This is a genomic window from Mucilaginibacter metallidurans (genome assembly GCF_003286435.2).
Classification (GTDB): Bacteria; Bacteroidota; Bacteroidia; order Sphingobacteriales; family Sphingobacteriaceae; genus Mucilaginibacter; species Mucilaginibacter gossypii.
Map to the genome: position 1 here is coordinate 3,039,285 of NZ_CP043449.1, position 14,640 is coordinate 3,053,924.

Here is a 14,640-nt window from a genome sequence, read left to right on the forward strand (position 1 = left end):
AAATATCTGCATATATCAGCACATTAACGAGGCAACCATTCCATTTTTTGGCACGTAACCTATTTAAACGAAACAATTGCGACAAGGCCGGCAAAACCGGGATATGGACATCAATAAATACCAGGGAATAATGACAATCAGTTTGCCGGGTTTTGATATTAAGAGGTGGAAAACCTATGCCGATTGGCGGCTGCTGATCTTCCTGCTGCTGTTTATCAACGTGCGGATCCCATTTAAGATAGTGGCATTGCTTTTTGTTTACATAAGCCAGTTTAACTTTCAATTTGGCTTTAAGCTGCGCAATTCAAGGATCCCGTTATTCTATTTGCTCGTTTTCCCAATAGCTATTGCTGCAGCCATCATCAACCAAAATTTTGCCAACCTGTATTATATACCCGTTTTTGGCTGGGCTTTGATATGCTGGGCGCTGGCCCTGCTGGCCGTTCACCAGGTTAAGCTGATGGTTGATAAAACAGATGCCGAAACCATTTACCGTACACTGATCATTTTTTTTATCATAAACGCAGCTTTCTCGGCGGGTAACCTAATGCATATTATGTGGATCACTAAAAGCATTAACCCCTATGCTTTTATGGGGATGCATCAGCGCTATTATATCAATACCGGCGATGATGTAATGGGCATAAGCTTTGACATTTCATCAACCAATGCCGTTATCTGTGCTTTCGGTGTGTTTTACTTCATTTATAAGATTAGCTTGCCCATGATGATCGTGTGCATGAGCACGCTGGCACTTACCTACAGTAACCTCATCAGCATTTTGGTACTGCTGATCCTCGCTTTCATTTTTGTTTTTAAAACCACGCGCAATCAAAAAAGTATGATAGTAGTGGCATTGCTGCTTTATGTGATCTCCCTGGTCAAAATATCGCCGCAAAATGAAAAGTATATTAACGAGGTTACTAAAAGTACGCTGCGGGAAAATCGCATTGAGAAACAGGGCCAGGCAGCAGTGCAGGCAACAAGTGCCAATCCCGGAGGGCGATTCATAACCAGGGATGAACAAAGAAGGAGATTTGCACAAAACTATCTGGATAGCCTGAGCAGGATAAAGGCTGAACAGGAAAAACCAAGTGCACTTGATAAAAAGATCAAAAGCTTGCCGCTTACCGATGACGGCAGGCTATACATCCCGGGGCCAAACACACACTTTGCCGAATTTTATAACACCGGCGAAATGACTCCCGACAGGCAACAGCTTATCGACTGTATAGCTGCTCACAGGGCCCAGCTACCACTTTGCCGGCTTGAGCCCTTCAATCCTGCATTGCCTGGAAAGATTTCCGGTGCAATACAAACCTTTAATTATCTTATCAGTCATCCTTTACAAAGTATAGTGGGCTTAGCTCCCGGAAATTTTTCATCCAAAATAGCTTTCAGGGCGGTTGGTGCCGGTATAAGGGGCAATTATCCCCAAAAATACATCTATATCAACCCGGCATTTATGCACAATCATTTAGACCTGTACCTGAGCTTTTTCAGCAAGGATGCAGGTTTCCGTTCGGTACGAAATAACCCCTACTCCACTTACGATCAAATGCTGAGTGAATACGGTATCCTCGGGTTGCTTGCCCTGCTTATATTTTACATTGGCTTTTTTGCCCGGCATTATAAAAAGCTTAGTTATGGTTTGCCCATACTAATGATGGTAACGGGCATATTCTTTCTCGATTACTGGTTTGAGCAGCTCTCGGTACTGGTAATTTTTGAATTGATGTTACTCCTCAATATAAAAGAAACCACTACCCCCCATTTGAAAACAAAAACTACAGTGCAGGAGGAACTTGCGTATGCATAACCCTCAAATTACTGTTTTAATGCCTGCGTATAATGCCGGTAAATATATTCGCGAAGCCATTACATCGGTACTTGAACAATCGTTTGCTGATTTTGAATTGCTGATTGTAAATGATGGCTCAACTGATGACACGGCAGATATTATTAACTCATTTAACGATGAGCGTATAGTGGTTTTGGGCCAGGAAAACAAAGGTGTAGCTGCGGCCCTCAATAAGGGTTTACGCCACGCGCGGGCGCCTTATATAGCCCGTTTCGATGCCGACGATGTATGTTATCCTTACCGCCTGCAGGTGCAGTATGATTTCATCACATCACATCCCTATTATAGCATTATTGGTTCGGGAGTTGACTATACCGATGTTAACGGCGATCTGATATTTACCTGGCAACCTGACGCCCTGAGCCATAACCAGATAAGGCAGCTCAGTTACAGGATTTGTCCCTTCATTCACTCCAGTGTATTTTATAAGCGTGATACCGTTTTAAATGCCGGTGGCTACAATGAGCTGGCCTACACTTTTGAAGATCATTTTTTGTGGGCAGGTATTCTTAAACACGAAAAAGCTTTTAACCTTAATCAACCGCTCATTAAGGTGAGGCTCAATGCCGAATCCGTTACCATTGATGAAAAATGGCGTACAGGTAAATTCAGGCAGATCAAGTACAATGCCCTGCGCAAGGGGAGCATTACTGAAGCCGAAGGAAGGCGGTTGTCTGAGATCGGCAATAAACAGTTATCTCCACGCATCAAAAAAGGAGCTTATTATGCCCTGCTCGGCAAAAAATACCTGTGGAATAACTATCAGCCGGAAAAGGCAAGGGAAAACCTGCTGAAAACACTCTCTATCAGCCCGCTGCATCTCAAAAATTATTTCTTGCTGCTGATGTCATTTCTGCCCGAGCGTATGCTGATGAATTTATACCAATTAGGTAAACGCAATTTCCGATTAGCCGACGCCGAACTGCCAACCGCTGTTTTAAATCAAAACGAATTGAATTATGGCAGCTAAAAAGATAAAACTGTTTGTTGATGCCCACTCCTTTGATAAAGAATTTCAAGGAGCGCAAACTTTTATACGCGAATTATACAACCACCTGCTGGCCCACCGCCCGGACATAGATATTTACATCGGCGTCCACGATACCGATAATATCCGCAGATTGTTCCCGCTGCTGCCGCCGCAAAACATATTGCCTTATAAAAACAGGGGAATCAACATCCTGCGCTTTGTATTTGATATACCGGCCTACATCAAAAAATACAGGTTTGATTTTGCACATTTTCAATACGTCAGCCCTAAAAAAATGGCGGGCTGCAGGTACATAGTAACCATGCACGATATGCTGTTTAACGATTTCAGGACGGATTTCCCCATCCTGTTCTGCTTAACGCGCAATTACCTTTTTGGTCGCAGTATTAAAAATGCCGACATCAAAACCACTGTATCCGACTATTCAAAAGAACGGATCTGTAATTATTACCAGATCCCCGCTGACGAAGTGCATATTATCCAAAACGGGGTAAATAACTCATTACTGCAATACCAGTCATCAAAAAAAAAGGCAGAAGATTGGGTAGCAGAAAAATTCGGCATAAGCAGTTTCATCCTGTACACCAGCCGCATTGAACCCCGCAAAAACCACCTTTTGTTACTGCAAAAATATTTGAAACTGAAGCTATACGAAAAAGGCATTAGCCTGGTGTTCATTGGTAAAGCATCCATAAAAACTCCGGGCTTAGCCAGGCTGATCAAGAGCCTTACGCCTGAGCAAGAGCGGTTTTTCAGGTGGATACCGCGGGCAGAACAAGCGGATCTGGCAGCTTTTTACCGGGCCTGCAGGTTGTTTGTATATCCCTCAAAAGCCGAAGGCTTTGGGATCCCGCCGCTTGAAGCAGCCATTTGTGGGGCGCCGGTACTATGCTCTTCAGAAACAGCCATGAAAAACTTTGGCTTTTTTGCGCCATATACTTTTAACCCGGCCAATCATACGGATTTTGAGCAAAAGCTATTACTTGCCGCACAGCAACCACCCGGCGATGCCTTCACCAGCCAGGTAGCGCAGCATGTTGAACAGCAATACCACTGGCAAAAAAGCAGCACCATATTTTACAACTTGTTACAAGCAAATTTTCATTGTCATGAAACTAAAAATAGCGATCTTAGGCACGAGGGGCATCCCGAATTACTATGGCGGGTTTGAGCATATTTCCGAATATGTATCGGCTGGCTTGGTAAAAAAAGGACATTCAGTCACCGTTTATAACTCCCACAACCACCCTTATGAAGCCGATACCTGGAACGGCGTTAACATTGTACATTGTTACGATCCGGAGTATCTGATAGGCACTGCCGGGCAGTTTGCCTATGATTTTAACTGCCTTATGGATGCCCGTAAACGTAAGTTTGATGTGGTACTGCTTATGGGCTACACCAGCAGCTCGGTGTGGGGGCACCTTTACCCGTCCAACAGCGTTATCATTACCAATATGGATGGATTGGAGTGGAAACGCTCCAAGTACTCAAAGCCTGTACAACAATTTTTGAAGTACGCGGAAAAGCTGGCCGTGAAACACAGCCAGTATTATATTTCCGACTCAAGGGTGATCAGGTCATATCTTAAGGATAAGTACGAGGTTGACAGCCGATATATCCCTTATGGAGCCGATCTGTTTTCAGACCAGGAGCGAGAGCAGTTTGATAAAAGCGAGGTGCTTAAAGAAGATTATTTTTTGCTGATGGCCCGTATGGAGCCCGAAAACAACATCGAAACTGTTTTAGAAGGCTTTAACAACAGTTCATCAAAAAAAAGCTTTATGGTTTTGGGCGATACCAGTAACCGCTTTGGCAAATTCATAACCCACAGGTTTAAAAACGATGACCGCATCCAGTTTAAGGGCGCCAATTTTGACAATTCGGTTGTGCGCGCACTACAGAACAACAGCTACCTGTATTTCCACGGGCATAGCGTGGGCGGTACTAATCCGTCCCTGCTTGAAGCCATGGCCAGCGAAGCCCTGATTGCCGCCCATAATAACCCTTTCAATAAATCGGTACTCAACTCAGATGCTTTTTATTTTGATAATGCTAACGAAGTGCGCCATTTGGTTGAGAATGTACAGCGCAAGGATCCCGAACGCGAAATGGTAAAAAACAACCTTCACAAGATCCAATACCAGTTTAACTGGGAGGTAGTGATCAACGATTACGAAGATTTTATACTGGAATGCTATCAGCAACAACATGGAAAAGTTACTAAGACCTGATGATACGCTAAACAACAGGATAAGCTATTACCTGTTGATGCTGTTATTGCTGAGCCTGCCGTTCAACCTGTTTTACAGCCACCTGTTTTTAATAGGCCTGGCTCTGCATACCATTATACAAATTCGCAAAACAACCATAAAGCCGCTATTAACAAGGGCTAACTTTGCTTTGGCCGCTGTTTTTTTTGTAACGCTTTTAAGCATTATTTACACCACCAATAAACCCCAGGCTTTTACAGAGTTAGGCAGGCAGGTTACCATTTTGCTTATCCCGCTAATTTTTTGTTTTAATCCGCTCGATTTAAAAAAATACAGGCGTAAGTTTTTACTTGTATTTTCATTAGGCTGTACCATCACTATCACTTACCTTTTTTTACAGGCGATTTTTACCATAAAATATTATCATCTGCCTTTAAAAGCATTAGCATCCCCAGCATTCACAAACCACAATTTTTCGGAACCGCTGGAAATCCATGCTACATTTTTCTCCATGCAGATAGCTATAGCGCTGGTTTATCTGCTGTATGTTTTAGTGAGGGAAACAGTAAAGGCCCGTAAATTTTTCTGGCTCATTTGCTGTGGCATTTTAGCAATGGGGATTCTGCAGCTTAGTTCAAAATCGATATTTATAGCTTTGCTACTTATTATAAATATCGCACTGCCCTGGTTCATGCTAAAAGGGCCAAGCCGCTTCAGGTTCACAGCCATTAGCACAGCATTATTTATAGTGGTGATGGCAGGCATTTATACCCGGGATACTTTTAAAGAACGTTATGTAACCGAGTTAAAAAAAGACCTAAGTCAATCAACCGATGCCGAGCTTACTGATCCGCGATTAGCGCGCTGGAACGTGGCCATTAGTGTGGGAGCACAATCGCCTGTTATAGGTCATGGCGCAGGCACTGAAATTGGATTGCTCAAAGACCCATTTTTTGACCATCAATTTTATCGGTCGTACCTGGCCGGGTTGAATGCACATAACCAGTTTATCAGCTTTTTTATTAAATCGGGGATCGTTGGGTTGATGGTTTACCTGTGCGTGCTGGCATTTGGCATCAGGGCAGCCGTTGCAAAACGCGACCTATTGCTCATGGCTTTTATGGTTATTATAACCGCCGTTTCCTTTTCAGAAAACTTTTTAGATGTGGATAAAGGCATCTTTTTTTACAGTGTATTTTTCTCATTACTAATATTTTCTGCAAGCTCAGAAACAACAGCTATCCGCGCTAAAAATATTGTGTAATTAGTTTATTCACAGGCAACCAAAGCTGCAAGGGGTACGTCATCATTATATATACAAAGACGTGAAAAACACAGCCATCTTAGTTGAACAAAACAATAAACGATTGTTAAATACCAAGAATAATATTTTAGCTACCCTTGCCTATTTTGACATGTGGGACTACCCGTTAACCTACGGCGAGATATTCCTGTTTTTGGAAAACAAGTATGGCCGGCATGATTTCACTGAAGCGCTTGATCAACTTATCGTCAATAAGCTGGTATTTCATTTCGACAGGTTTTATTCGCTCAAAAACGATTATATGATAGCGGTGAAGCGTAATAAAGGAAACAAAAAAGCTGCCACGCTAATCAATAAAGCTAAAGAAGTAGGCGCCTTCCTGATCCGGTTTCCTTACGTTCGCGGTATTGGCATTTCCGGTTCTTTGTCTAAGAACTTTGCCGATGACAATTCGGACATTGATTTTTTTATCATTACCGAACGCAACAGGCTTTGGCTTGCACGTACGTTTATGCATATGTTCAAAAAACTTACCTTTTTGGTTGGTAAGCAGCACAACTACTGCATGAACTACTATATTGATGAGGCCCAACTGCAGATAGTTGAAAAGAACATTTATACAGCAATTGAAGTAGCAACTATTATCCCATTAGAGGGTGACCTTACCTTTGAAAGCTTTTATAAATCTAATGCCTGGACCTCCGGTTTCCTGCCTAACAAATGTATGCGCCTCGCTACTGCTAAACCATTAAAAAAGCGGTGGTATAAAACATTTACAGAAAGCCTGTTCAATAATTCGTTCGGCGATTGGCTGGATAATGTATTGATGAAAATCACCTCCGGGCGATGGAACAAGAAAACTGAAATGAAGAAATTGAATATGCGGGGTACAGCAATGAGCATGGCCGCAAGCAAACATTTTGCCAAGCCCTCTCCCGAAAACTTTCAAATTAAACTGATAGAAAAATATCGGATTAAAGTTTCCATCCTGTTACAGCAATTTGAAGAACGGATGGCGCAATAAAACTCCTCCTTATTGTCATACCGAAATTATTTCGGCCCTAAAATGCTAAGTCTAAAACTTGCATGAGATACTTGTTTATAGTTTCCGCAAAAAGTTCGGGCAACTTTTTCAATTACATTTTCCTCAGCGAAATAATATAATAATCGCCCACGTACTTAAACGGCCAGGTGGCCTTCAACCTATTCTCCCAACGGGCAAGTGTTTTATAGGCACGCGGATGTTTTTCGGCAAAGCCTTCAATATATGATGGCGGTACGATGGTACACAAGCCCTCAACATCCAATACTTTAAAGTCGGATTTTAAACGTTTTTTAATGTAGGATGGGTTGTAATAGAAACAATCAAAGTATACACCTTCAACATGCGCCTTGCGGCCATTACTGCTAAAAAACCGGCGAAAAGCAGTTTTAAATTTCCCTTTAAATACCAGTAAAGTTTCCCAAAGGCAGAATTTAGGCAGCACCACCAGGGTCACTGTGCCGCCGGGGTTTAGCAGCCCGGCAAATGAGCTCAATACGTTTTCCAGTTCGCCAGTACAATTGAGGCCTGCAAAGTTGGAAAAGATCAGATCATAAGGGCCTTTGTTGTTTAGCTGTTCAAGCTGCGTATATGAACAAAGCTCATTGCTTAAGGCATGCTGCATATCATACTTTACAATCTTTTCGCGGAGTTGCTGCTGCATCCCTTTTGAAATATCAGTAGCATGTACTTTAAATCCTTTTTGTGCAAAAAACAGTGCATCTTCACCGGTACCACTATTCAGTTCAAGGATGTTGCTTCCAGTCTTCAGGTATTGCAGGATATGATCACGCACGCGTTTGCGCTTGTACGCAATTATCGTGTCGCCTGAGTACAGCTCATCAAAAACTACCGACTGGTTGCTAAATGCAGCCTCGGCAAATTGTTCGTTTATACGTGATGCGGTGCCGGTCATATCGCCTTTTCAAATTTTTCCAGCTTCAGCTTTTCAAGATAAGTAAGCGGCGCATAATAAAACACCGATAACGCTTTCCTGATATTTTTTACCGAGCTCCCGAACGGATCTTTTAGCAGTTTTTGGAAGCTATTTTTTGCCAGGTGCTTGTGATAGTTACGGTGTACGTATTTATGTAATTGCTTATAGTAAAAAGGCGGATAGGTGTTTTTAAACATCAGCGCCATCTCGTCGGAGTCTGTCCAGTTGGTTTTCTTTTTCAACTCGGTTTTAACGCGCTCGTAAAAACCGGTACCCGGCAGCGGATATGATACCGAAATACCAATTTCAAATGGCAGCAACCGGTTAATCATATCTATGGTAAGCATAATATCATCCCGCGTTTCTTCGGGATAACCGAACTGGATAAAGAACGATGGCTTAATGCGATGCGCTTTCATGAGGTGCGTAGCCGTATGGATCTGATCGATAGTGATACCCTTATCCATGGCGTCCAGTACCTTCTGCGATCCGCTTTCGGCTCCTATCCACACGTTTTCACAACCGGCGGCGGCCAGGGTTGCTACAGCTTCTTCCTCTGCCAATAAATCGGCCCGCGACTGGATCTTGAAACGGATCTTAATTCCCTCCTGTGCCAGTACTTTGGCAAATTCCTGTACCCAACCGGGTTTCAATCCAAAAATATCATCGCAAAACCAGATATGATCCATCTGGTACCGCTCCTTAAGCATTTTAAGCTCATTAACAATATACTGCGGACTGTGAGAATTATACCGGTTGCCATAAATAGGCTTGGCGCACCAGTTACACTTGAACGGACAACCGCGGGTGGTTACCACATTAATTGAAAAATAGCCTGCATTCTTCATCCACATATTCCGGTAGGTATCCATATTCACCAAATCCCAGGCGGGCATGGGCAAACTATCCAGTTCCTTCATCACTGCACGGCCGTGCGTTTTAATAATCTCGCTGCCGTTCGGGTAAGCTAATCCTTTTATCTCAAAATGATCAGTATTGCCACTTCGGATATGTTCAATTAGTTCTATCAGCGTTTGTTCGGCTTCACCCAATATCACAAAATCAGCTCCTTCGGCAAGATATGCTGCATACCTGTCGGTTGAATCTGAGCTGGAAACGATAACTGTACAGCCACGTTCCTTAGCCAGCTTGCACATTTTAAATGCAGCCTCGCGCATATTGGTGAGGCACATTTTGGTCAGGTAGTTGAACCCATCATCATAAACAACAAAAAAATCCGGTTTATTCAACTCAATAGCGGCTATCACCTCGTCAGGATTGCTCACAAACATGGTATCAAACAGGCTTACCCGGTAACCCTGCTCCCGCATCAGCGCAGCAGCATATATAGTACCCAGTGGCGCATAAGGTTGCCCTATGCCCCATTGCTTTGGGTCGAACCGTAAAAAGTAAGAATGTGTAAACAGTATATTGTTCATCGTGTTTTAGCCTGTTTCTAAATCCAGGGAAATTTCCTATACCCTCCCAGGGGAAGAAATCGCAAATTTCCGCGCTCATTGCTTTTTTATTATCAATCCAACCTCGCCAGCGGCGATAAATTAAGCGAGCACACACATTTAACACAGGTAGGGTCATTAGCCATATCCAGTGTTTTGCGAAAATTGATCGCCTCTTTGCTGTTCAAAATATCATTTAATGAATTATCCCTGATGTTACCTATCGCCTCATGAAAAAAGCAAGGCCTTACCGCGCCATCAGCCTCAATCACTGCCGACACCCATGGTGCATTACACTTTTTAAACGGGAATGCATTATGGCCATAAAAAGCAGCATAATAACCATAAATATCCCGGATCTTAGCAGGGGATTCGGCAATGAACCTGTTGGCAAAATCGCTTTTATTAGCCAGCACCTGGTTCGTCATTTCCTGAAATTCGGCAAGTTCATTTTCAGTCGGCAGTATCTCATGTTGCCGAGGCTCGGCCCATGCTGTTTGGCGGTTAAAGGCATGGCTGCTAACATCAGCCGGTAAAAAACTTACCTGGTCTATCTCCATTTGCCTTGCCGCTTCAATAATAGCCGGCCAGTTCCTGTAATTTAGCCGATGGATCACCGTACGAGCTGTTATGCGGTATTTTGGTTCAATAGATTTAATGAATTTCACCCCTTCCCGGAGTTTATTGAATGCGCCAGGTACATTCCGGATAGCGTCATGTAAAAGCTCATCGCCATCTAAAGAAACAATCAAATCATCAACCCATTTTAAAATATTGAATGCGTTTTTTTTGATAGACAAACCTGTCGACAGCAGCGTAACCTTGATCTTTTCAGCACGCAAAATCTCGCATAGCCTGAAAAAATTGGTATTCAGCAACGCTTCCCCGCCCGACATCAATACCTGCTTTGTACCGAATTTTCGTAAAGCACTTAACAGATCGGTCACGTCGGCTTCGGTAAGCTGCTTCAGGTTTTTATTATCCTTCCAGATATCGCACATTACGCAACGGCAGTTGCAGGCACTGTGCGGCATCAAAATCACGATGGGTAGCGCAGCGATGCGGTGCGTTTGCAATGTGCGGAAACGCTGAAAGGTATGATATAACGATTGGCCTGTCATCTGCATAAATTAAAATCCCTGTATTTCGGGCTGTCTGTAACGCCAAACCTTTTGTAGCAACTTTATTTCATAAGGATAATGGTACATGCTCGCCTTATAGCGCATGGTAGCTACAAGTTTGATGGCCATACGTTTAATCATATTGAGCCTGATATCAGTTACCGTTGGATACACCCCATTCAGCACTGTTTCAAAATTTCTGATCTTATCAATCATCTCCGGCGTGAGCCATGGCGTGAGCGGATTTTTACGAAGATCAAAGGCTTCCCATGCCGGGCTGATCCAGTCCTCCAGCGTTTCGGGGAAACGGAAGCCACTTTTCATTACCTGCTTAAACAATTCTGACCCTTCGGTAGGCACAGGACTGTAGGTATAAATTACGATCTCGGTTTTAGGGTTAACAGCCTTTACCTTTTTTATAAAGTCTATTTCAAAATCAATTTGCGACTGAACCTGTTCCTGGGTTGGCGCTGGAGTGCCTAATACAAAGGAATATTCGGGTATGATGTCAAACTTTTTAAGGCGTTCGGCAAACTCAATGATCTGGTCGCCTGTTTGCGTGCCGCCCTTATCCATCTGTTCTAAAATGGCATTGTTACCACTTTCGGCTCCGAAAAAGATGATCTTACATCCTGATTCGCGGATTGCGGCAAGGGATGAATCTTTAAATTTCGACATGGTATCGATGCGGGCCATACCCCACCAGGTCATGTTTTCCGGTTTTATTAAACGGGCAAACTCAACCGCGCGCTTTTCTGATACAAAAAAATTGTTATCATGAAACTCAATGGCATCTGCACCCCATTTATCTTTAATATATTTTACATCCTTATAAACATTCCGGGCCGATTTTGCCTTCCATCTTGCCTCATATATTGGCACTACAGCACAAAAGGAGCAGGTGAAGGGGCAACCGATGCTGGAGTGATAAGCCATCGTTTTTTCGCCCAGGTAAGTTTTACCCAAAAACTTGGTAATGGGATAAAAAGTACTCAGCTTATCATATGGCAAGGCCGGTAGGCTGTCCTGATCTAAAAGGTCTTCCTTAGCGGTTTTGATGATCTTGCCATCGGTTGCTTTATAGATGAGGTTGCGGATAAACTCATAAGGTTCGTTTTTCTCCAGGGCATCAATCAAGGCGGGGAAAGCGTGATCACCAGGCCCGTTGATAATAAAGTCGACATAACCGGAATATAAAACCGCGTTAGGCTGATTTGATGGGAAATACCCCCCCCAGATCATTTTGGTATTGGGATATCTTTGCTTTATAATTTTTGCCGCAGTAATAGCCTGCTTTAACTGCGGACCGGGCATAACTGTAAACCCAAAGTATTTAAACTCGCCGGTGCTTAAATAGCTATCTATCTTAACCATCGGGTCATGCTCACAATTGCCGTCAACAATTACCCAATCATATTTTCCATCAACCGAGGCCGCTATATTTAGTATCGAATTAGGTATGCGATACTTGTTATTTGCACTGCGCGGGTTAAATAATAATATCTTGTTCATCTGTTAGTATCAATACTTTGCTTTCAATCCCCCCGGCAATGGGTTTATCTTTTAGTTTAAGCAACCTGTAAAGCACCCCTGCCATTACAAAGTCTGCACACAAAATAAAACCCACTGCCATACCCAATCACAAATGAGGGGATTGCCCATTCAACAATTAATCTGAGCTTCTACACTATCACTTTCACACTAATAAATACGCCCTGGCTTTCACACAGGTTGCCTGCCTTTATAAATAAAATAGCTGGCAACCATTATTATTTAACAGCCGTATCTGCTGATATAAGGTTTAATTAAATACCCCCGGAACTGTGATCCAAACTGTAAAAAATTATATTAAGCAACGTTTTTTTCCGCCCAACATCCTGGAAAAAAACTCGGTTGATGCCTATGACATCTGGGCCGAAAACTATGATAAGCAGCCCGGCAACCTGATGCTCGATTTGGATGAAGTTTTGTTTCCCCGCCTGGTTACGGATACAGTTATCGCCGGTAAAAACGTGGCCGATATTGGCTGCGGTACCGGCAGACATTGGGAAAAGATGTTTGCGCTAAATCCGGGGCGGTTAACAGGCTTTGACACATCTGCCGGGATGCTGGCCCGTTTACAGCAAAAGTTTCCATCGGCAAATATTTACCGAATTACCGACGACCTGTTCGGTGACATGCCATCGGGGAGTTTTGACACCATAGTTTCAACACTTACCGTTGCGCACATCAAAAATATTGAAGTTGCCTTGCAGGCCTGGATGCGGATCCTGAAACCGACCGGCGACATCATTATTACCGATTTCCATCCGCAGACACTGGCAAACGGCGGCAAGCGGACATTTAAACATGGCAGCAGCTTTATAGCGGTCGAAAATTATGTGCACTCCGTAAATACCATTAATGATCTGTTGCTAAACAACGGTTTTAAGCTAATTGCCGAAGAAGAAATTAAAATAGATGAAACCATGAAGCATTATTATGCCAATAAAAACGCGCTTCATGTTTATGATAAATATAAAGGCTTCCCCATTATTTACGGGTTGCACTTGACGAGAACTGATGGTACTGAATAAGGTCATGATACCGGGAAACGATGCCGTGGTGAGCATAAGTATAAGCGAGGGTAAAATAAAACAGGTTTCCCCCTCACATACTGATGACCACGAACAGCTAACCTTTGTGAATGCCATTGCTTTTCCGGGCCTGATCAACTCGCATGACCATCTTGATTTTAATCTTTTTCCGCAGCTTGGCAACAAAACCTATGAAAGTTATACCGAATGGGGAAAACACATTCACCGCGTTTACGCCGGTGAGATTGCATCTGTGCTAAAAATCCCTATTGCCCTGCGCGAACGCTGGGGCGTTTATAAAAACCTGCTTTGCGGCGTTACCACAGTAGTAAACCACGGGGAAAAAGCTACCATAAATGATCCTCTCATCACTATATTTGATAATTGCCAGAGTATCCACTCTGTCCGGTTTGAAAAAAACTGGAAAAAACGGCTCAATAACCCGCTTAAAATAAATAAGCCGGCGGTGATCCATATAGGCGAGGGCACAAACGATATCGCTCATACCGAAATAGATGAACTAATTAAATGGAATATCCTTAAGCGTAAACTCATCGGGATCCATGGAGTAGCTATGGATCCTCAACAAGCCAAACATTTCGAAGCCCTGGTTTGGTGCCCCGAATCAAACTATTTCCTGCTTAATAAAACAGCGGCCATTGATGAGCTAAAAAGCAAAACAACGATTTTATTTGGCACAGATAGCACACTTACCGGGCATTGGGACATCTGGCATCACATTCGCCTTGCGCGTAAAACCCAAATGCTTAATGATGATGAATTGTACAGCTCTCTTACTTCATCCCCTGCCCAAACCTGGGAACTAAATAGTGGCAGCATTACCAGCGGATTTGATGCCGATATTGTAATAGCCAAAGCAAAAGGCAAAGTTGGTTTGCAGGCTTTTTATAATATAACACCCAATGATATTTTACTGGTGATGCATAAGGGCGTGATTTTGCTGTTTGATGAATCGCTTTATCACCAGCTTACGGGTATAATTACCCAAAATTACAGTAAGGTCTTTACCGGCAACCATTTCAAATACGTGATGGGCGATATCCCTGGTTTAATAGCCGAAATAAAAGGATACAAGCCGGATGCCGGTTTTCCCATACCTTACCCAGCCCTGCCTGCCGCATGAATATCATCAAAAAAATATGGTCAAAATCGAAACG

General features: G+C 43.1%; 12 protein-coding genes. 8 read left to right on the forward strand and 4 right to left on the reverse strand.

Annotated features, from left to right (window positions below; all coding sequences use genetic code 11):
* Positions 1 to 103: 103 nt before the first annotated feature.
* The 6 genes from DIU38_RS12945 to DIU38_RS12970 all read left to right on the forward strand — a co-directional run bounded on the left by DIU38_RS12945 (position 104) and on the right by DIU38_RS12970 (position 7,353).
* The gene (locus DIU38_RS12945; protein ID WP_112655089.1) at positions 104 to 1,819 is read left to right on the forward strand and encodes a hypothetical protein; all 1,716 of its coding nucleotides are present in this window, start codon (positions 104 to 106) and stop codon (positions 1,817 to 1,819) included.
* Complete coding sequence (locus DIU38_RS12950; protein WP_112655091.1) at positions 1,812 to 2,831, forward strand: glycosyltransferase; 1,020 nt, start codon at positions 1,812 to 1,814, stop codon at positions 2,829 to 2,831. Before DIU38_RS12945 ends, DIU38_RS12950 begins: the two co-directional genes overlap by 8 nt.
* A complete protein-coding gene (locus DIU38_RS12955; RefSeq protein ID WP_112655093.1) occupies positions 2,821 to 4,023 on the forward strand; it encodes a glycosyltransferase family 4 protein in 1,203 nt (400 codons plus the stop codon). The genes DIU38_RS12950 and DIU38_RS12955 overlap by 11 nt, the downstream gene beginning before the upstream one ends.
* Positions 3,962 to 5,086, forward strand: coding sequence for a DUF1972 domain-containing protein (locus DIU38_RS12960; RefSeq protein WP_112655095.1), 1,125 nt, complete (start codon positions 3,962 to 3,964; stop codon positions 5,084 to 5,086). Before DIU38_RS12955 ends, DIU38_RS12960 begins: the two co-directional genes overlap by 62 nt.
* Positions 5,064 to 6,329: an O-antigen ligase family protein gene (locus DIU38_RS12965; RefSeq protein ID WP_112655097.1), complete on the forward strand. Its 1,266-nt coding sequence runs from the start codon at positions 5,064 to 5,066 to the stop codon at positions 6,327 to 6,329. Before DIU38_RS12960 ends, DIU38_RS12965 begins: the two co-directional genes overlap by 23 nt.
* Before the next feature lie 61 nt (positions 6,330 to 6,390).
* Positions 6,391 to 7,353, forward strand: coding sequence for a hypothetical protein (locus DIU38_RS12970; RefSeq protein WP_112655099.1), 963 nt, complete (start codon positions 6,391 to 6,393; stop codon positions 7,351 to 7,353).
* 112 nt (positions 7,354 to 7,465) lie between these two features.
* Here the strand turns inward: DIU38_RS12970 and DIU38_RS12975 are convergent, their stop codons facing one another.
* From DIU38_RS12975 to DIU38_RS12990, 4 genes are all read right to left on the reverse strand, one after another.
* The gene (locus tag DIU38_RS12975) at positions 7,466 to 8,287 is read right to left on the reverse strand and encodes a class I SAM-dependent methyltransferase (protein WP_112655101.1); all 822 of its coding nucleotides are present in this window, start codon (positions 8,285 to 8,287) and stop codon (positions 7,466 to 7,468) included.
* Positions 8,284 to 9,747: a B12-binding domain-containing radical SAM protein gene (locus DIU38_RS12980; RefSeq protein ID WP_112655103.1), complete on the reverse strand. Its 1,464-nt coding sequence runs from the start codon at positions 9,745 to 9,747 to the stop codon at positions 8,284 to 8,286. The genes DIU38_RS12975 and DIU38_RS12980 overlap by 4 nt, the downstream gene beginning before the upstream one ends.
* A gap of 92 nt (positions 9,748 to 9,839) precedes the next feature.
* On the reverse strand, positions 9,840 to 10,886 hold the full coding sequence (locus DIU38_RS12985) for a radical SAM protein (RefSeq protein WP_167516162.1): 1,047 nt from the start codon (positions 10,884 to 10,886) through the stop codon (positions 9,840 to 9,842).
* Between the two features lie 9 nt (positions 10,887 to 10,895).
* A complete protein-coding gene (locus DIU38_RS12990; protein ID WP_112655107.1) occupies positions 10,896 to 12,398 on the reverse strand; it encodes a B12-binding domain-containing radical SAM protein in 1,503 nt (500 codons plus the stop codon).
* 311 nt (positions 12,399 to 12,709) lie between these two features.
* Here DIU38_RS12990 and DIU38_RS12995 point away from each other — a divergent pair, with 311 nt between their 5' ends.
* Positions 12,710 to 13,462, forward strand: coding sequence for a class I SAM-dependent methyltransferase (locus DIU38_RS12995; protein ID WP_112655109.1), 753 nt, complete (start codon positions 12,710 to 12,712; stop codon positions 13,460 to 13,462).
* Positions 13,463 to 13,466: 4 nt separating this feature from the next.
* Complete coding sequence (locus DIU38_RS13000) at positions 13,467 to 14,606, forward strand: amidohydrolase family protein (protein WP_167516163.1); 1,140 nt, start codon at positions 13,467 to 13,469, stop codon at positions 14,604 to 14,606.
* Positions 14,607 to 14,640 lie beyond the last annotated feature (34 nt).